This is a genomic window from Clostridiisalibacter paucivorans DSM 22131 (assembly GCF_000620125.1).
Taxonomy (GTDB): Bacteria; Bacillota; Clostridia; order Tissierellales; family Clostridiisalibacteraceae; genus Clostridiisalibacter; species Clostridiisalibacter paucivorans.
In genome coordinates, this window is sequence record NZ_JHVL01000001.1 from 1 (window position 1) to 20,120 (window position 20,120).

Below are 20,120 nucleotides of genomic sequence, written 5' to 3' on the forward strand. Positions count from 1 at the left end.
TGTCCCCATCTTCCATTGGGTAACAAATATGGAGCCATACTCATATTTTCTGTTCCTCCAGCCAATATTACATCTGCATCTCCCAATGCTATAAATTGGGCTGCCATACTTACTGTTCTAAGTCCTGAACCACACACTTTATTTATTGTAATTGCTGGTGTCTCTTCAGGTAATCCTGCTGCTATTGTTACTTGTCTTGCTGTATTTTGTCCTATTCCTGCTTGAAGCACATTACCAAACAATACTTCTTCTATCATCTCTGGCTTTATTCCTGCTCTTTCTATCGCTGCCTTTACTGCTACAGCTCCTAGCTTTACTGCATCTACATTTTTGAATGCTCCACCATATGTTCCTAGTGGTGTTCTCACTGCACTGGCTATTACTACTTCTCTCATCAATATAACCTCCTATAATTAGTTTGATTTATTTTTTTAAAGTTTGAAATTAATTTTAGTTTCGCTTTAATATTAAAGCAAGTATCATGCCAATTATTAAATATATATTTGTGCAGTCTGAAAACCTGTATTTTTACACCTTATCTACATAAGCTAATTGTTTTTTGATAAATTGGAATTTTCTCAACTTTCCAATTATTATAGATTTATTTCTACACTTTCAATAAAGCTCAATTGTGGTATAGCGTTTTCCTGTCAACTACCAGAGATTAAAAAATTAACAAAGTGTAGATTTTTTGATACACACCTTCTGTATGTATCTATAAATCTACACTTCTATTCTATACATATCCATTTTTTTATACAATGCCGTTCTATGTATTCCCAACTTTTTGGCCGCCAAAGTTTTATTGCCGGCTGATTGCTTTAGTGCCCTTTTTATAGCATCTATTTCAGCATCTGCCACGATCTTCTTCAACAATACTGTTTCTTCTTCGTTTTCCAATATAGCCTCTATCTCTTCATCTATTAGATATTCAGGCAAATCTTTAGGATATATGGTGTTTCCACTAGCTATATTTAATGATCTCTCTATTATATTTCTAAGCTCCCTTACATTTCCTGGCCAACTATGTTTTTTTAAAACCTTTATAGTATCATCAGCTAAATCTTTCTTTTCCATATCTAGTTTTACTACTAAATCATCCAATATATACCGGGATAATAGTTCTATATCGTCTTTCCTCTCTCGCAGAGGTAATATATTAATCCTTATAACATTTAATCTATAATATAAATCTTGTCTGAATTTACCTCTTTTTACGGCATCCTCTAAGTTTTCATTTGTAGATGAAATTATTCTTATATCTAGATCTATCTTCATAGTACCGCCTATTCTTTCAAATGCCCTTTCTTCTAAAACTCTTAAAAGTTTTGCTTGCATTTCCATAGGCATGGAACCTATTTCATCTAAAAGTATGGTTCCTCCATTGGCCAGTTCAAATTTACCTGGTTTTCCCTCTCTTTTTGCTCCAGTAAATGCCCCTTCTTCATATCCAAAAAGTTCTGCTTCTAAAAGTTCTCTAGGTATTGCAGCACAATTAATAGATATAAATGCCCCATACTTTCTGTGACTAGCCTTATGTATAGCATGGGCAAAAAGTTCCTTACCTGTGCCACTTTCTCCATCTATTAGTATTGTGGAATTACTTTCGGCAGCCCTTTGAGCAATCTCCTTTAAATGTTCCATTTTTTTATTATTGGTTATTATATTCTCGAAAGAATATTTAGCTTCCTGCATCCTCTGGATTTCATCCTTATATGAATCAAATTTCTTCTCCAGCTGCAATAACTTTTGAACTAAAGATTTGAGCTCCTTTACATCTTTAAATAATACAGTCCCTACTGCCCCTATGACCTCTCCATTCTTTACTATGGGAGTACGACTAGCTATCATATCATGACCCTGTATTCTCTGCACCTGACATAGTTCTTTAATTCCAGTCTTAGCTACTATATGTATCCTTGTATTATCTATGACATCTTCTACCGGTTTCCCCAATACATCTTCTTCTTTAATACCCATCAATTTTTCATAATTAAATTTTACTATTCTACCCTCTCTATCCACTAATACTATGCCTTGATATGCATTGTCTAATATATCTTCCATAGTTTCTAAACTATTTTTCATTTCTTTTAATTGATTTTCAGAGTCCTTTTCTTCTGTTACATTTCGTATTATTATAATAGTTGCTATAAGCTTTCCATTGCTTATAAAAGAGTTGCTTTTCAATGTTATATGTTTATTGTTCAACCTGAAATTAGTGCTTGATTTTCCTGTTTTTTTTAATAACTCTTTCACCAATTCTTTTTGTCTACATACTTCATCAAAGCTCTTATCGATCATCTCAGTTCTTTTCATACTTAATAAATCTTCGCTTAATCTGTTGGCATATATAACCTCACCAAAGGGATTAATCAAAACTATTCCATCAAAAACAGCATTGAAAATATTATCTAAAAAATTAAACTTTTCCTTATTATCAAGTTTAGAAAAAAGATAATCAATTATATTAATAGTAATACACCCCTTTTGAAATACAGTTATTAATTAATAATAATGAATCCCTTTTGCTAGCAACTAAAAACTGATTTTATAATCTCAACTATTTTTTCAGCTGCTTTCCCGTCTCCATAGGGATTTATAGCGTTGGCCATTTTTTTATACTCTTCCCCATTATTTATTAACAAGTTCAAGTTATCATATACATTTTTTTCTTCTATCCCTACCAATTTAGCTGTCCCTGCTTCTATTCCCTCTGGTCTTTCTGTTTCTTTTCTTACAACTAATACTGGTTTTCCCAACGATGGTGCCTCTTCCTGTATACCACCTGAATCTGTAACCACGATATGACATCTAGACATCAGATTGGCAAAGGGTAGATAATCTATGGGCTCTATCAAATGCACCCTTTGCATATCTCCCAATATTCTATTGGCTATTTCTCTAACCTTTGGATTTAAATGTACAGGAAATACAACCTCTACATCCTCATTATCCAATACCACCCTTTTTACTGCCGTAAATACATTTTCCATAGGTGCCCCTAGATTTTCTCTCCTATGGGATGTCAACAATATCACCTTTTTATTCTCATAATCTATATTATTTAATAATGGATTTTCAAATATATAATCATCAGATATTACTTCGAATAGTGCATCTATAACTGTATTTCCTGTTATAAATATTTTTTCATCACTATATCCCTCTTTTAACAGATTATCTCTACTCTGTTCTGTAGGTGCAAAATGAAAATCAGTAACTACACCAGTCAATTTTCTATTAGCTTCTTCTGGATATGGAGAATAAATATTACCGCTTCTCAATCCCGCTTCAACATGTCCTATCTTTACCTTGTGATAAAAACCTGCCAATGCCCCAGCAAAAACTGTAGTAGTATCACCTTGCACTAACATAACATCTGGCTTTACCTCTGTTATAACCTTCTCTAGCCCTGACAATGCACGATTAGTTATTTCAGTAAGGGTCTGTCCAGATTTAAATATATTTAAATCATACTGGGGAGTTATTCCAAATATATTTAGAACTTGGTCCAGCATCTCTCTATGTTGTGCAGTCACACATACAGTACTCTCTATATTAGGATTTTTCTCCATAGCCTTAACAATGGGAGCCATCTTAATTGCTTCAGGTCTTGTCCCAAATACTATCAATGTCTTTATTGTCTTCATATGTATTCTCCCTTCATTATATCATACAAAAATAGGCAAGAATATCTTCTCGCCCTTTTATTTTATCTCTTATTTTTTAAATGTTTTTCATTGTTTATATCATTTACACTCATTTGTGTCATTAAAAGAGCAGTAGGAATAAATATTATTCCTAGAACTGTAAGACTCATATTGGGCTCCATTCCACTTAATTTTACTGCCAACATTCCCAATCCAATGCTTATTACATATAATATTAATACAGTTTGTCTTTGACTAAGTCCTCTTTCCAACAATCTGTGATGTAAATGGCCCTTATCCGCTTCCATTATGGGCCTTCTCTTTATAAGTCTTCTAAGAATTGCACAAGCTGTATCAAATATGGGTAATCCCAATATAATCACTGGCAATATTACAGACACAGCAGTTACACTTTTCATAACTCCTCTTATGGACATGACCGCTAACATATATCCTAAAAATAGCGATCCAGTATCACCCATAAATATCTTTGCAGGATTAAAATTATGGGGTAAGAATCCCAATGCAGCTCCTGCAACTATGGCCGCCATAGTCATAACTACTGTATAGATAGGGTCTATTCCCACAAATCCTGAGGCTACAAAAAGCATAGACATAGATGCTATACCAGCTACCCCAGCTGCCAAACCATCAAGACCATCTATAAGATTTAATGTATTAGTTATTCCTACAATCCATATCACTGTTATAGGAATAGAAAAACCATTTAATGATAATGTTGCATATCCCGACTCAAAGGGATCATTTATAAATGTTATCTTAATACCTCCAAAAACAACTACCATAGCAGCCAATATCTGTAAAAAAAGTTTTGTTTTAGCCGACATTGGCTTTATATCATCAATTATACCAGTAAGTGTTATTATAGTTCCTCCTAAAATAATAGCCATTAATTCCTTATCCATTGTTATTTCTCCTAAAAATACAAATACTACAAGGCATATTACAGTGGAAAAGTATATGGCTAATCCTCCTAATCTAGGTATAGGTTTTTTATGGACTCTCCTGCCATCCTTTGGTATGTCAATTGCTCCCAATTTATACGCAAATTTTTTAGCAAAAGGAGTTGCTATGTAAGATATAACTAATGCAATGAAAAATGGAACATAGTATTTATACATATTAACACTCCCTATATCAAATTAAAACAAGCTTCAGTATGATTTTACTCTATTCCATATTACAAGTCAAGAATATTAATATCCCATCTTTCCTTTTAAAGACTCATCATTATCAATCCAATCCTGTACTTTCTTTACTCTATATTTATTTTTAGTATCCCTTATTATTACTTCTTTGATACCTGCGTTAATTATAAATCGCTTACACATAGCACAAGAATCAGCATTTGTAACAAGTATATCGGTCTTCTTATCCCTTCCAACCAAATACATTGTGCTACCTATCATATCTCTTCTACTACAACTTATTATTGCATTTTGTTCTGCATGAACAGACCTACATAGTTCATATCTTTCTCCTCTAGGCACTTCCATTTTTTCTCTCATACAAAAATTTAAATCTATACAATTTTCCCTGCCCCTAGGTGCACCAGAATATCCTGTAGATATTATTTCATCATTCTTTACAATAATAGCACCAAAATTTCTCCTTAGACAGGTTCCCCTCTCTAAAACAGTTTCCGCTATATCTAAATAATAATTATGCTTGTCCCTTCTATCCATAAATATCATTTCCCTTTTTAAAATTTTTATTCCATTATACCATATTATAAAAAATAGTTAGTAGTTTAATGATGAAATCCACAGAATTCCCACCATTAACTACTAACTATCAACTAATCACTACCAACTACAAACTATATCATTTCGTTCCAAATAATCTATCTCCTGCATCTCCTAATCCTGGTACAATATATGCGTGGTCATTTAATTTTTCGTCAATACCTCCAACATATATGTCTACATCTGGATGTGCTTCCTGAACTACTTTCACTCCTTCTGGAGCTGCTATAATACACATAAGCTTTATAGATGTAGCCCCTCTATCCCTTAGAAATTTTATTGCAGCCTTAGCCGAGCCTCCTGTAGCCAACATAGGGTCTACTACTATAAGCTCCCTCTCCTCCACGTCACTAGGTAACTTACAATAATATTCAACTGGCTCTAAAGTCTCTGGATCTCTATAAAGTCCCACATGTCCAACTTTTGCTGCTGGCAATAGACTAAGCATACCTTCAACCATGCCTAATCCAGCTCTCAATATAGGTACTATACCCAATTTTTTTCCTGCTATAACTTGAGAAGTAGTTTTAGATACTGGTGTTTCTATTTCTATATCTTCTAACGGAAGGTTTCTAGTTACTTCATATCCCATCAACATAGAAAGTTCTTTAACCAACTCTCTAAACTCTTTAGAACCCGTATTCTTATCCCTCATAAATGTAATCTTATGTTTAATCAACGGATGATCCATGACAAAGACTTTACCCATATAAAAACTCCTTTCAATTTATTAATTTTATATCGTCCATTTTTTTACCCAAACTATTATACCATATACTTCTTTTCTATGTCAGTTATTTTATTAACTCTTCTTTCATGTCTACCACCTTGGAATTCTGCATTTATCCATGAATTTACAATTTCTAAGGCTAAATCCTTTCCTACAACCCTTCCTCCCAATGCCAACATATTGGCATTATTGTGTTCCTTGGCCATCTTTGCAGAATAACAGTCTCCACATAATGCACATCTTATACCAGCTACTTTATTTGCTGCAATAGAAATACCTATCCCTGTTCCACACACAACTATACCATTGCTGCACTTTCCATCCTTTACTGCTTCAGCCACCTTATATGCAAAATCAGGATAGTCTACAGATTCTGATGAATTAGTCCCACAATCTACAACATCTACACCTTTATCTAATAAGTATTTCTTTACATGTTCCTTTAATTCTAATCCTCCATGGTCACTTCCTATAGCTATCTTCATCAAAATTTTCCTCCTCTTTTTACTTCTTAAATAAATTATTGAAATCCAAATAATTTCTACCACCAACTACTAGCTACGAACTACCAACTATCTTCTTAACTATCTCCTCCACAGCATCCTTTATTTCTTTAGCCGTTTTTTTATATACATCTATGGACTGTCCATATGGATCTAATGCATCTTCTTTTATACCATAGGCATATTCCTTCAATGTATATACTTTATCTTTCACATTAGGTATACTCTTTAATATACTTTCCTTGTGATTTGAAGTCATGGTAAGTATCAAGTCTGCATTATTAATCATATCTCTAGTTATTTGGTTAGATGAATAGTCTTTTATATCTATGCCGTATTCCTTCATGGCAATTATGGCTTCTTTAGACGGGGACAATCCATCCATTGTAAATAACCCAGCAGATTGAACCTCTACATCTTTATATTTCTCACCGTAATTACTCAAGACATTATTTAGTATACCCTCAGCCATGGGACTCCTACATGTATTTCCAGTACATACAACTAATATATTCAAAATATCAGCTCCTCATATATACATTATATCTCCACCAGATGCTTTGTTCATTCTATTCATTATTGCCATACCTATACCATTCTCTTCTATTCCTTCAGCCAAAATTATATCTACATTTAACATATCAAAATCTCTCAATACTTTAAAAAGATTAGTAGCTATGGTTTCAGGACATTTTCTATTTCCTACTACAATGATATTTCCTTCTTTATATCTATCCTTTGTCTCTGTAGTAGCCATTATTCCAACACTAAGCCCTTTATCTACATATTCTGTAACCAATTGATTTATTTTATGTGATACTTTGTAGATATCACCTTGGACTATCTTCATTTTTGCTTTAGGGGCATAATGCTTATATTTTTGACCAGGAGATTTAGGAATTAATTTATCATCCTTTTGAATTATTGCTGGGTCTACATTTACTTTAGGAAAAATAGTCAGGATATCCTCCTTTGTTATACCTCCAGGTCTTAATATAGTAGGTATGCCAGCAGAAAGGTCTAAAACTGTAGATTCCAATCCAACACCTGTAGGACCACCATCTATTACCATATCTATCTTTCCCATAAGATCTGCTATCACATGTTCCGCTGTAGTGGGGCTAGGCTTTCCCGATGTATTGGCACTAGGTGCAGCTATAGGCATATCTGCACTTTTTATCAATGCCCTAGCTATACTATGACTAGGCATCCTAATTGCTACAGTATTTAAGCCCCCAGTTATTTTAAGTGGTATCTTTTGGCTCTTCTCAAATATTATAGTCAACGGACCAGGCCAAAATTTATCCATAAGCCTCCTAGCTTCCACAGGTACTTCCCTAACCAATGGATATATTTCTTCTATATCAGAAATATGCACTATTAAGGGATTATCCTGTGGTCTTCCCTTTGCTTCAAATATCTTTGATATAGCACCTTCATCCAATGCATTTGCACCAAGACCATATACAGTTTCTGTGGGAAAGGCTACAGTTCCTCCATTTTTTAATATATCTCCACCTATTTTAATCTTATCAAAATCAATACTATTAGGGTCTATATCAAAAACCCTAGTGACTTTAGTTTCCATTATATTTACCCTCTTCCTAATAAATTCTAACCTTTATTATATAAAATTAATTCTTAATTCTCAATTCTAAACTCCAGACTGTCTTCATAAAATATAGTAAAATCACTATTTTTTTGTTATTACCATTATACATTATTCTTATTTTATATAATTTCCTATCTCCAAAATAATAGAAAGCAGGTGTAATAGTTTGGACCAATTAGTAATAAATACTACAATCAGTACATTAGTGGGTGTTATAGGCACAGGAATTGGTGGTATTATATCTGTCCTTTTAGTAAGACCTAATAAAACTTTATTAGACACATTAATGGGACTAACTGGAGGGATAATGTTATCAATAGTAACATTTGATTTATTGCCAGAAGCTGAAAATATAGGTGGCATATATATTGAAATTATGGGTATAACCATAGGAGTAGTCGTTGTACTATTTATAGAAAGCGTGTTAAATTTTAATACGAATTCACTATATAAACACAATAATAGATTCTTAAAGACAGGTATAATAATGGGTACAGGCATAGCAATACATAATTTCCCCGAAGGACTTGCCATAGGGGCTGGCCTTACATTCACTATAGAAATGGGCATAAAAGTAGCCATATTAATGGCTTTTCATAATATCCCTGAAGGTATGGCCATGGGCACCCCCCTTAGAATAAGTGGCTTCTCCAAATTAAAAGTATTTTTCTTTACATTATTAGCTGGTATACCCACTGGTATAGGTGCATTTATCGGCACCTTATTAGGCAATATCTCTGATAAATTTATAGCATTTTGTCTATCCTTAGCAGGAGGTGCTATGCTTTATATAATTATTGATGAAATAATCCCCACTTCTAAAGATAGAAAAAACAATAAGTTATCCTCAATTGGGTTTTTACTGGGTTTGATGCTGGGGCTTATCATCATAGGCAATCTTTAAAAGTATTGGAGTTATTATGGTAGATACCAATACCAATAAAATTATAGATGCAAATACCTCCTTAGTTATGACACCTATTTTAACCCCTAGATTAGTTACTATTAGTGCCACCTCTGCTCTGGGAATCATCCCTATACTTATCTGTAATGCCTCTCTATTGTTGAAATGGGATAACTTAGCTCCCAGTCCACATCCTATTACTTTACCTAATATAGCTGCAATTATAATTACTACAGTCAGTCCTATATTCCCTCCAACATCATCAAGCCTTACAAATAGACCTATATTTACGAAAAACACTGGTGTAAATATAGAATAGGCTATTTTTTGTACTTCAAAGGACACCCTATTCCTATGGGGAGTAGTAGAAAATACTATACCTGTAAAATAAGCCCCTATAATTGCCGCTACTCCTAAACTCTCTGCAAAAAATGCTGCTAGAAAGCAAAATATCAATGCAGATACCAATACCCTGTCCTCTCTGCTTAAGAACTCCTTATATCTTGTAAGATACTTAGAAAATACCATTCCCAATCCTATAGATAAAAGGAAAAATACTATTATCTTACCGACTACAAAAAATAATTCTCCACTACCAGAAGTAGGATTGATTAGTCCTACAACTAAAGTAAGTAATATTATACCTACGACATCATCTATAATAGCAGCCCCTAAAACTGCTATTCCTTGTTTCGTTCTTAGTCTGTTCATTTCTCGCAATGCTTGTACTGTAATACTGACGCTGGTAGCTGTAAGTATTACCCCTACAAATAACCCTTCAGTAATATCCGATTGTGGTTTCATAACCTTTACTGCTAAAAAACCCAATAGAAGTGGAAATACAACTCCACCCAAAGCTACAGATGCAGAAGACTTACTGGATGACTTTAAATCATCAATATCTGTCTCAAGCCCTGCAATAAACATAAGTAGTATTACTCCTATTTCAGCCATATAACTTATAAATTCCGTCTCTTTTACTATATTTAAAACAGAAGGTCCTATTACAAGACCTGCTATTATCTGTCCCAATACTGCTGGTTGCTTCAATTTTCTGCTAATATATCCTCCCAAATTAGCAAAGAGAAGAATAAGGGCTAAATCTAATAAAAATTTAAAACCCTCCCCCATGAAATCATCTCCTAACTATTTTTTGTACTTTTATTGAACATGCTTAAGCTTTTCAGTTTGGTCAGTAGTGATAAGGGCATCTATCATCTCATCTATGTCCCCATCTAGAAAATTCTCCAATTTATATATAGTCATATTTATTCTATGGTCACTGACCCTACCTTGTGGAAAATTATATGTTCTAATCCTTTCACTTCTGTCTCCTGTACCTACTTGACTCCGTCTAGCTTCAGCGATTTCTGCACTCTGTTCCCTTTGAACCTTTTCATAAATTCTGGCTTTTAGTACCTTAAATGCCTTTTCCTTATTTTTTAACTGGGACTTCTCATCTTGCATAGCTACAACTGTTCCTGTAGGTATATGGGTAAGTCGTACAGCAGAGTCTGTAGTATTAACACTCTGTCCACCATTTCCTGAAGAACGATATACATCTACCCTTACATCATTTAAATCTATTTCCACTTCCACATCGTCTACCTCTGGCAATACTGCAACCGTAGCTGTGGATGTATGGATTCTACCTCCAGATTCAGTAGTGGGTATCCTCTGTACCCTATGCACTCCACTTTCATATTTGAGTCTACTATAGGCACCTTTACCCTTTACCATGAATATAACTTCTTTTACTCCACCTACTCCCTGGCTATTGGAACTCATAATCTCAACCTTCCATCTGTTACGCTCAGCATATCTAGAGTACATCCTAAATAAATCACCAGCAAAAAGTCCTGCCTCACTTCCACCTGCCCCAGCTCTAATTTCCACTATAACATTTTTAGAGTCATTGGGATCTTTAGGGATGAGCATCATCTTCAATTCTTCCCTTAATTCTTCTAATCTTGCTGTTAATTCATTGACTTCTTCTTTTACCATCTCCTTAAAGTCTTCTTCCAACTTATCCTTTAACATTTCCTTGGCATCATCCAATTCATTAACTATATCGTTATACTCCCTATATTTCATAACTATGGGTTCCAATTCTGCATGCTCTTTTATATACTTCTGCCACTGTTCTCTGTCATTTATTATATCAGGGTCCCCAACTTTCATACTTAAATCTTTATACCTTTGTTCTAAAAAATTCAACTTTTCTAACATTTATTTCACCTCAACAAATAAAATTCACTAACTATATATTATATCACATTTCAAGTATCATCAATACAGTATTACCCCCAAAATCCCAGAAAAAACTATTCCCAATATGGGGTTAACCTTTTTCCATGTCAATAAAAAAAATATAACTAACCCTATTACAGGTCCCTTTATATCTACAAAGGTATCCTTAGCCACTAATAATGCAGCAGATGCTATAAGACCTATGACTACAGGTCTTAAAAAAGAAAAAACAGATTTCATAGCAGGTGTATCTTTAAATTTCTCTATAAATGAAATTATAGTTAAAATGATAATAAAAGAGGGTAGCACTACTGCCAGTGTAGCCGCAATAGCCCCAGGTACCTGAGCCACTCTATATCCAATAAATGTGGCACTATTTATAGCTATAGGCCCTGGAGTTATTTGGGATATGGCCAATACATCTATAAACTCCTTACTAGTAAGCCAATGATGATTTTTTATTACTTCCTGTTGAATAAAGGGTAACATGGCATACCCTCCACCAAAACTAAATATCCCTATTTTAAAAAAAGTTGTAAACAATTTCACTAAAACCATCTTTTATCTTTCCTTTCTATAATTCAACCTTCATACCAATTAATATACTGGCCAATATTATCCAAACAGGACTTATATTAAATATCATTATCATAAACAATGCCCCTAAAGATATTATTATTTTCTTTCCCTTTAGATTTGCCGATTTAGCTAGCTTATATACAGAAGAAAGAATCAGGGCTACCACTGCTGGTCTTATGCCCTTAAATGCCCTATCCACTACAGCATTGTCTCTATATTGATATAAAAATGTAACCACTATAATTATTATTGTAAAAGATGGAATCACCGTTCCCAATGTGGAAAATATAGCACCCTTTATTCCATTTATTTTATATCCAATATATATGGAAGTATTTACTGCTATAGCACCAGGGGAAGATTGAGCTACTGCTATGGCATCTAAAAACTCTTCATCAGTAAGCCACCCCTTTTTATCCACTACTTCATCTTGTATAATGGGCAACATCGCATACCCTCCACCTAAGGTAAATGCTCCAATTTTAAAAAATGTGATAAATAGTCTAAATAAAAGCATAGTCATCAATTCTCCTTTTGAATCTTACCTATAACAACCCTATCCATACCTGCTAAATCCTTAATTATATCGATTTCCACATATCCTTCTGACTTCATTAGTTCCGATACTGAATCCCCTTGATCATACCCTATCTCAAATGCAAGGATTCCTCTATTTATTAAATATCTTTTAGCTATAGGTATAATCTCTCTATAATAGTCTAGACCGTCATCTCCACCGTCTAATGCCAATTTAGGCTCATAGGTAGATACTTCAGTCTGTAACTGGGCTATCTCATTGGACTTTATATAGGGTGGATTAGATACTATTATATTAATTCTATCATCTAAGTGGAATTTTTCTAAGGGATTTATTAAATTACCCTTTAAAAAAACAACTCTGTCTTCCAATCCTATGTCTTTGCAATTTTTATTTGCAATGTTAAGTGCCTTATCACTTATATCTATGGCATAGATATATGCTCCTTTTATATAATAGGCAAGACTCAATGCAATAGCACCGCTTCCTGTTCCTATATCCACTATATTAATCTTATTACCTGTATGACCCATAGCCTTAACTCTATCAATAATACTCTCTACCAATATCTCAGTATCTGGCCTCGGAACTAATACTCCCGGTTCCACATAAAAATCTAATCCCATAAATTCTTGTTTTCCTATTATGTATTGTAATGGATACCCTTTTTTTCTCTTTTTGACTAAATCCATTAATTTATCCACAGTTTCTTGTTCCAATATTTGATCTCTGTGAACAAATAGATAGGTCTTATCCACATTAAGCACATATGTCATCAGTAATTGAGCATCAAGAAAGGGATTGTTTAAATCCCCTTCTTCAAGTTCATCTAATATTTTTTTCAAAGTATTGGCAACAGTATTTCCCTCTACCATAAATCTGCCTCCCTATCATCTACTAATACTGACTTCAATGCAGCAAGAGCTACCTCCAGCTGAGAATCATCTGGCTCATTGGTAGTTATCTTTTGTAGCATAAGTCCAGGATAAGAAACTATTCTAGCTACTAAACTATTACTCCTTCCTATCCTCTTATTTATTTCGTAGGATATTCCAGCTATTACAGGCAACATAACTATTCTTGATACAAATCTCATCAAAGGATTTGGCCATCCAAAGAAAGAAAATACTATTATACTAACCATCATAACCATGAACAAAAAACTAGTTCCACATCTAGGATGTAATGTAGTATATTTTTTAGCATTTTTTACAATTAGCTCTTCCTCATTTTCATAACAATGTATAGATTTATGTTCTGCGCCATGATATTCAAATACCCTCTTTATATCTTCCATTTTAGACACAGCGTATATATATATGAGAAATATAGTTAATCTTACTAGTCCCTCCACTAAATTGAGAACTAATGGTGTTTCTATTTTATTCTTTAAAAAATTAGTCAAAAATGAAGGTCCTAATATAAATAATCCTACTGCTAAGATTATGGAAATAAATACAGATAGATATATGGCAATATCATCTGCCTTATCCTTAAATACCTTTTCTAAAAATTTATCTACTTTTCCTGGTTGGGCATCCTCCTCTTCATAAAACTGAGCAGAATACATTAAAGACCTTGTTCCTATAACCATAGCTTCTATTAATGCAACTGTACCTCTAATAAATGGCAGTTTCAAGAATCTATATTTATCAGATAGTGAACTCACTTTTTCATTCTTTAATTCTATCTTCCCATCAGGCTTTCTAACTGCAATAGATATGTCTTTAGGGCCTTTCATCATAACTCCTTCAATTAATGCCTGGCCTCCTATGCTGGTCATATGTTTAGGTTTTCTATTTACTGTTTTTATCTTTTTCACCTTATCTACCTACTTCCTAATAATTGTATATAGTCGTGAGATAATTATAACATAATAATACAGGTTATTGCCAAACCTATATTATTACAAAGATATAAAATAATAGTTAATAGTAATATAATCTAAAAATACCATTCCAAACAATGGAATTTATTTTCACTATCTGATATTATATATACTGTATAATTAAATTTAGCATAATTAACTTCTTAAAACATAATTTTGAAGGGGGACCAATACTTATGAAAAGTATAAGACTAAAATTTGTAGTACCATTTTCTATATTAATCCTAATACTATGTACAGTATTAAGTTCGGTGGCATATTGGATATCTTCAGACACTATAATTAATAATGTAACTCAAGAATTACCTCAAAAGGCCAATGATGCTGCAAAATTTATAAATGCCAAAGTAGAAAAAGAATATGGCGTATTGGAGCAAGTAGCCAAAGAAGACATATTTACCAATGAAGAATTCACTTGGCAACAGAAAAAAAATTATTTAAAAGGTATATGTGATAAATTAGGTTATAAGGCAATGGGCATAACAGATGACGAGGGTATATTATTTTCTACGGAAAATACAGTGGCAAGCTTTAAAGATGAAAACTATATTAAATCAGCATTATATGGAAAAAATGCCATATCTAATCCTATGATAAGCAAAATAGACCAAACTATGGAGATAGCATTTTCAGTCCCTATAAGAAAAGACGATGTAGTGGTAGGCGTTTTAGTAGGATTTAGAGATGGCAATTATTGGTGTGATTTAATAGAAGATATCAGCTTTGGCGAATCGGGAGAAGCCTTTATATTAAACGAAGTAGGTACTGTTATAGGACATAAAAATCCTGAATACGTTATACAAGATATTAATTACATAAAGATAGTAAAAGAAAACCCCAGCCTTCAAGCCCTATCTGAATCAGCTAAAAAGATGATAGCAGGTCAACAAGGATATGGCGAATACACTATTGAAGGTATGCCTAAATATATAGGATACAGCCCAATAGAGAACACATCTTGGTCCATGGGGATGACTGTTAATAAGGATGAAATGCTTTCAGGGCTAGATAGAATTAAATCATTTTCTATATTGGGCACTATAATAGCATTGGGATTAGGTATACTATTTACATCCATTCTTAGTGTAATTATTGCTAAACCTATAATTACAGTTGCAAACAGAGCTGAAGAAATGTCTAAATTAATATTTGAAAATAATATAGAGCAAAAGTATATAGATAGAAATGATGAAATAGGCACAATGTCTAAGGCATTTCAAATGTTGATAGAAAATTTAAGGTCATTTGTATCTAATGTAGCTGATTCTTCAGAACAGGTGGCATCATCGGCCGAAGAACTTACTGCTACATCTCAACAGTCAGCAACAGCTTCTGAAAGTATAGCATCATCGTCAAATGAAATGGCCAATAGTGCCGATACACAACTAAATGAAATAGTCAATGTAGTAGATGCAATGGAAAATATAGCAGAGAGTATTGAAAATATAGCAAATAACTCCAATGAAATAAAAGATATGAATAATAAAACTTTATCAGCATCCAATGATGGAAAAAATCAAATGGATAATGTAATAACCAAAATGAAAAGTATCGAAACCAGTAGTAATAATATAAAAATGTCCCTACAGGATATAAACAACAGTTCAGTAAGGATGAACGATATTATCGAGTTGATTATGGATATATCTGAACAGACAAATTTATTAGCACTAAATGCTGCCATAGAGGCTGCTAGAGCGGGAGAACATGGTAAGGGATTTGCTGTAGTGGCAGAAGAAGTAAGAAAATTGGCAGAGGAATCTCAACATGCTACAGAAGATATAAGTAAATTGATTTTAGAAAATCAACAGAGAATAGAAAAGACAAACTCAATTATGGAGAAGGATTCTGAAAATGTAAATGATGGTATAAATGCAGTAAATAATGCCAAATCTTCCTTTGACAATATAGTAAAGTCGATTGAAAATATGACACAACAAATAAATGATATCGCACAATATGCAAACAAAGTATCTTCAGAAAGTCAACATATAATGGATTCAGCAGAATCCATAGAAAGCACAAGCAAAAGGGTTGCTGGTGAAATACAAAATGTATCTGCTGCCACTGAAGAACAAACAGCATCAATGGAAGAGATATCTTCTGCCTGTGAAAGCTTGGCACAATTGGCTCAAAATCTACAATCAGAGATATCGAAATTTAAATTATAATTTAAACTCTATAGTTGGTAGTTAATGGTTTATATCATCCCATTAGCTACCAACTATTTAATATAAAATATGGATATTATTTCTTCATCAAATTTGCCATTTCTATGGCTGTTACTGCTGCATCAAACCCCTTATTACCTGCCTTAGTTCCTGCCCTTTCTATTGCTTGTTCTATGGTATCGGTAGTAAGTACTCCAAATATTATTGGTACATCGGATTCTAAAGATACATGGGCAATCCCCTTGGCTACTTCACTAGACACATAATCAAAATGAGGAGTAGAACCCCTTATTACTGCCCCTAAACATATAACTCCATCATATATGCCTTTTTTAGCCATTTGTTTAGCCATAAATGGTATCTCAAAGGCACCTGGAACCCATGTCAACTCTATATCATCTTCGTTTACTCCATGTCGTTTTAATCCATCCAATGCTCCATCTAAAAGTTTCCCTGTTATAAATTCATTGAATCTCCCTGCTACTATACCTACTTTTATACCTTCACCTATTAATTTTCCCTCATAAATTTTCATGCTATTTAGCCTCCTTAAAGTTTAACATATGTCCCATTTTTTCCTTCTTAGTCTCTAAATAATATTTATTTACATCATTAGTTCCCACATCTAATGGGATTCTCTCTAATATCTCTATTCCATATCCTGATATACCTGATATCTTTTTAGGATTATTAGTCAACAATTTTACCTTTTTAGCACCTAAATCAGCCAATATCTGCGCACCTATTCCATAATCCCTCAAGTCATCTGGAAAACCCAATGCTATATTGGCCTCTACAGTATCCATACCTTCGTCCTGTAATGTATAGGCCTTTATCTTATTTATAAGTCCTATTCCCCTTCCCTCTTGTCGCATATATAATATTATTCCCTTTCCTTCTTTCTCTACAGTATTCATGGCTGTATGAAGTTGGTCACCACAATCGCATCTCATTGAACCAAATGCATCTCCTGTAAGACATTCCGAATGTACTCTTACCAATGTTTGTGTATCTGGACTTATCTCTCCTTTTATCAATGCAACATGCTGAGACCCTGTCAATTTATCCACATATCCTACAATCTTAAACTCTCCATACTTCGTAGGCATCTTTGCCTCTCCATCTCTTGAAACTAAGCTCTCTCTTTTAATCCTATAAGAAATTAAATCTGCTATAGTTATGATTTTAAGGTCATGTTCTTTAACAAATTCCATAAGTTGTGGCACCCTAGCCATAGTGCCATCATCGTTCATGATCTCACATATTACCCCTGCTGGGTAAAGTCCTGCAAGTCTAGCCAAATCTACAGTAGCCTCAGTATGACCAGCCCTCTTTAATACTCCTCCCTTTTTAGCCTCTAAGGGAAATACATGTCCTGGTCTATTAAAATCTCCTGAAATGGCATTGGAGTCTAATAATTTAGATATAGTATATGCCCTCTCATGGGCAGATATCCCTGTAGTAGTCTCTCTATGATCTACAGATACAGTAAATGCTGTCTCCTTTGGGTCTGTATTCATGGAAACCATTGGATATATATCTAATTCCTTTAATCTCTCTTTCATCATAGGTACACATACTAATCCTCTACCATATTTAGTCATAAAGTTTACGGCCTCTCCTGTAACCATCTCACCAGCCATAATCAAATCCCCTTCGTTTTCCCTATCCTCATCATCTACCACAACTACCATCTTGCCCCTTTTTATATCCTCCACAGCCTCTTCTATAGTGTTAAATTTATACATATTATTCACCTCTCATTATTTATACAAAACCATTTTCTCTTAACAAATCCATGGAAATCTCTTTCTTATCATGGCTATATTCTTGATATCCCATTATTTTCTCAACATATTTCCCTATCATGTCGCATTCTATATTTACATAATCTCCGATACCCTTAGTCAATAAGATGGTATCTTGAGCAGTTGTGGGAATTATAGATACCTTGAAAGAATCCTTATCCACATAAGCCACAGTAAGACTAATACCATCTATGGCAATAGACCCTTTATTGACTATATATTTCAGCATATCTTGACTAACCTTTATTTCTACCCAAGTAGCATTATCGTCATTTACCCTAGATACTATTTTGCCCATACCATCTATATGACCAGAAACCATATGCCCTCCTAATCTATCTCCTATTCTCAATGCCCTCTCTAAATTCACTCTATTCCCAACATTTAGAAAATTCAGATTGCTTTTATCCATAGTTTCAGGCATCACATCGGCATAGAAAATATAATCTTCATAATGAAAAACTGTAAGGCATACTCCATTGGTACTTATGCTATCTCCCACCTTTACATCTTCCAATACCTTTTCACATCCAATACCTATCTTGATAGAATTATGTCCCTTAGTCACAAACTTTACTACTCCTATCTCTTCAACTATCCCAGTAAACATATATATCAACCTACCTTTACATATCCCTCTACTAATATATCACCGTCAAAATTAGAAATATTAGTATCTTTAAGCTGTACACCATTTCTTATAAACTCAAATCCCTTTCCTTCTACAGGAGTTTTAGCATCTTTACCTCCTATTATCTTAGGAGATATGAAAGCCATAACTTTGTCCACTATCCCTGACGATAATGCACTAAAATTTAATGTGCCACCCCCTTCTAATAACACACTATCTATACCTCTATTTCCCAATTCGTCCATCAATATATCTAAATCTACTAACTTATTCTTCATGGGTATCTTCAATACTTCTATGCCCATATCTTTAAGACTAGTTACCTTTTCTTTATCTACCTTACTGGCTGCAATTATAGTTTTTACATTGGAACTAGTTTTAACAATTTTAGTATTTAAGGGTATTCTCAAATTAGTATCTACTATAATCCTTATAGCATCCTTACCTTCCTTCTCTGTCAATCTAGTTGTAAGTAAAGGGTCATCATTTAAAACTGTCCCTATACCAACCATAATACCCGAGACCCTATGTCTCAATTGATGCACATACTCTCTAGACCTTTCATTACTTATCCAACGAGAATCTCCTGTATATGTGGCTATCTTGCCATCCAATGTCATAGCTGTCTTCATAATGCAGAATGGTCTATTTTTTGTTATATATTTCACAAATATTTCATTAAGAACCCTTACGTCTTCTTCCAATACCCCTGTTACTACATCTATACCATTTTCTTGGAGGATTTTAATTCCTGTGCCACAAACCTTGGGATTAGGATCAACCATACCTATTACAACCCTTTTTATACCCCTATTTACTATCTCGACGGCACAGGGTGGGGTTTTACCATAATGGGAACATGGCTCCAAGGTCACATACATTGTAGCCCCTGATATGTCCTCTACTGCATTTCTAAATGCCTCTATCTCTGCATGATATCCTCCATAGGCTTTATGATAACCTTCACCGATTATCCTTCCCCCTTTTACTATTACTGCCCCCACCAATGGATTGGGATTTACATATCCTATCCCTCCTGTTGACAACTCTATAGCCCTTTTCATGTAGAACTCATCCAAGGAATCAC

General features: G+C 33.8%; 21 protein-coding genes. 2 read left to right on the forward strand and 19 right to left on the reverse strand.

What is annotated here, in order from left to right; translation table 11 throughout:
* The 9 genes from Q326_RS0100005 to Q326_RS0100045 form a co-directional block, all read right to left on the reverse strand.
* Positions 1 to 398, reverse strand: a 398-nt coding sequence (locus Q326_RS0100005; RefSeq protein WP_284071423.1) for a thiolase family protein, incomplete at its 3' end; no start/stop codon positions are given.
* A 325-nt stretch (positions 399 to 723) separates the two neighbouring features.
* Complete coding sequence (locus tag Q326_RS0100010) at positions 724 to 2,481, reverse strand: sigma-54 interaction domain-containing protein (RefSeq protein WP_431188259.1); 1,758 nt, start codon at positions 2,479 to 2,481, stop codon at positions 724 to 726.
* 50 nt (positions 2,482 to 2,531) lie between these two features.
* A complete protein-coding gene (wecB, locus tag Q326_RS0100015; RefSeq protein WP_026893496.1) occupies positions 2,532 to 3,644 on the reverse strand; it encodes a non-hydrolyzing UDP-N-acetylglucosamine 2-epimerase in 1,113 nt (370 codons plus the stop codon).
* A gap of 71 nt (positions 3,645 to 3,715) precedes the next feature.
* A complete protein-coding gene (locus Q326_RS0100020; RefSeq protein WP_026893497.1) occupies positions 3,716 to 4,795 on the reverse strand; it encodes a glycosyltransferase family 4 protein in 1,080 nt (359 codons plus the stop codon).
* 75 nt (positions 4,796 to 4,870) lie between these two features.
* Positions 4,871 to 5,359, reverse strand: coding sequence for a deoxycytidylate deaminase (locus Q326_RS0100025; RefSeq protein ID WP_026893498.1), 489 nt, complete (start codon positions 5,357 to 5,359; stop codon positions 4,871 to 4,873).
* A 139-nt stretch (positions 5,360 to 5,498) separates the two neighbouring features.
* The gene (upp, locus tag Q326_RS0100030) at positions 5,499 to 6,128 is read right to left on the reverse strand and encodes a uracil phosphoribosyltransferase (RefSeq protein ID WP_026893499.1); all 630 of its coding nucleotides are present in this window, start codon (positions 6,126 to 6,128) and stop codon (positions 5,499 to 5,501) included.
* A 56-nt stretch (positions 6,129 to 6,184) separates the two neighbouring features.
* Positions 6,185 to 6,634 (reverse strand): ribose 5-phosphate isomerase B, encoded by a 450-nt coding sequence (gene rpiB, locus Q326_RS0100035; protein WP_026893500.1) that lies wholly within the window; start codon positions 6,632 to 6,634, stop codon positions 6,185 to 6,187.
* A 73-nt stretch (positions 6,635 to 6,707) separates the two neighbouring features.
* A complete protein-coding gene (locus Q326_RS0100040) occupies positions 6,708 to 7,169 on the reverse strand; it encodes a low molecular weight protein arginine phosphatase (RefSeq protein ID WP_026893501.1) in 462 nt (153 codons plus the stop codon).
* A 12-nt stretch (positions 7,170 to 7,181) separates the two neighbouring features.
* Positions 7,182 to 8,240 (reverse strand): L-threonylcarbamoyladenylate synthase, encoded by a 1,059-nt coding sequence (locus Q326_RS0100045; protein ID WP_034600630.1) that lies wholly within the window; start codon positions 8,238 to 8,240, stop codon positions 7,182 to 7,184.
* Between the two features lie 190 nt (positions 8,241 to 8,430).
* On the opposite strand from Q326_RS0100045, the gene Q326_RS0100050 reads away from it, so the two are divergent.
* Positions 8,431 to 9,168, forward strand: coding sequence for a ZIP family metal transporter (locus tag Q326_RS0100050; protein WP_051530988.1), 738 nt, complete (start codon positions 8,431 to 8,433; stop codon positions 9,166 to 9,168).
* Here Q326_RS0100050 and Q326_RS0100055 read toward each other — a convergent pair.
* From Q326_RS0100055 to Q326_RS0100080, 6 genes are read right to left on the reverse strand one after another with little or no spacing between them, the layout of a single operon-like run.
* Positions 9,124 to 10,299 (reverse strand): cation:proton antiporter, encoded by a 1,176-nt coding sequence (locus Q326_RS0100055; RefSeq protein WP_026893504.1) that lies wholly within the window; start codon positions 10,297 to 10,299, stop codon positions 9,124 to 9,126. The two genes, Q326_RS0100050 and Q326_RS0100055, sit on opposite strands and share 45 nt — an antisense overlap.
* Before the next feature lie 30 nt (positions 10,300 to 10,329).
* Positions 10,330 to 11,397 (reverse strand): peptide chain release factor 1, encoded by a 1,068-nt coding sequence (gene prfA / locus Q326_RS0100060; protein ID WP_026893505.1) that lies wholly within the window; start codon positions 11,395 to 11,397, stop codon positions 10,330 to 10,332.
* Between the two features lie 60 nt (positions 11,398 to 11,457).
* Complete coding sequence (locus tag Q326_RS0100065; RefSeq protein ID WP_026893506.1) at positions 11,458 to 11,976, reverse strand: chromate transporter; 519 nt, start codon at positions 11,974 to 11,976, stop codon at positions 11,458 to 11,460.
* Positions 11,977 to 11,992: 16 nt separating this feature from the next.
* Positions 11,993 to 12,520 (reverse strand): chromate transporter, encoded by a 528-nt coding sequence (locus Q326_RS0100070; protein ID WP_026893507.1) that lies wholly within the window; start codon positions 12,518 to 12,520, stop codon positions 11,993 to 11,995.
* Positions 12,520 to 13,410: a peptide chain release factor N(5)-glutamine methyltransferase gene (gene prmC / locus Q326_RS0100075; protein ID WP_051530989.1), complete on the reverse strand. Its 891-nt coding sequence runs from the start codon at positions 13,408 to 13,410 to the stop codon at positions 12,520 to 12,522. Before prmC ends, Q326_RS0100070 begins: the two co-directional genes overlap by 1 nt.
* Positions 13,404 to 14,357, reverse strand: a complete 954-nt coding sequence (locus Q326_RS0100080) for a DUF1385 domain-containing protein (protein WP_245592034.1) — start codon at positions 14,355 to 14,357, stop codon at positions 13,404 to 13,406. Before Q326_RS0100080 ends, prmC begins: the two co-directional genes overlap by 7 nt.
* Positions 14,358 to 14,599: 242 nt before the next feature.
* Here Q326_RS0100080 and Q326_RS0100085 point away from each other — a divergent pair, with 242 nt between their 5' ends.
* Positions 14,600 to 16,594 (forward strand): methyl-accepting chemotaxis protein, encoded by a 1,995-nt coding sequence (locus tag Q326_RS0100085; protein WP_026893510.1) that lies wholly within the window; start codon positions 14,600 to 14,602, stop codon positions 16,592 to 16,594.
* A gap of 76 nt (positions 16,595 to 16,670) precedes the next feature.
* Here the strand turns inward: Q326_RS0100085 and ribH are convergent, their stop codons facing one another.
* The 4 genes from ribH to ribD are packed head-to-tail and all read right to left on the reverse strand — an operon-like array spanning position 16,671 to position 20,112.
* Complete coding sequence (ribH, locus tag Q326_RS0100090) at positions 16,671 to 17,129, reverse strand: 6,7-dimethyl-8-ribityllumazine synthase (protein WP_026893511.1); 459 nt, start codon at positions 17,127 to 17,129, stop codon at positions 16,671 to 16,673.
* Between the two features lies 1 nt (position 17,130).
* Positions 17,131 to 18,342, reverse strand: a complete 1,212-nt coding sequence (locus tag Q326_RS0100095) for a bifunctional 3,4-dihydroxy-2-butanone-4-phosphate synthase/GTP cyclohydrolase II (RefSeq protein WP_026893512.1) — start codon at positions 18,340 to 18,342, stop codon at positions 17,131 to 17,133.
* A 19-nt stretch (positions 18,343 to 18,361) separates the two neighbouring features.
* The gene (locus tag Q326_RS0100100; protein WP_026893513.1) at positions 18,362 to 19,012 is read right to left on the reverse strand and encodes a riboflavin synthase; all 651 of its coding nucleotides are present in this window, start codon (positions 19,010 to 19,012) and stop codon (positions 18,362 to 18,364) included.
* Between the two features lie 5 nt (positions 19,013 to 19,017).
* Positions 19,018 to 20,112, reverse strand: a complete 1,095-nt coding sequence (gene ribD / locus Q326_RS0100105) for a bifunctional diaminohydroxyphosphoribosylaminopyrimidine deaminase/5-amino-6-(5-phosphoribosylamino)uracil reductase RibD (protein ID WP_026893514.1) — start codon at positions 20,110 to 20,112, stop codon at positions 19,018 to 19,020.
* Positions 20,113 to 20,120 lie beyond the last annotated feature (8 nt).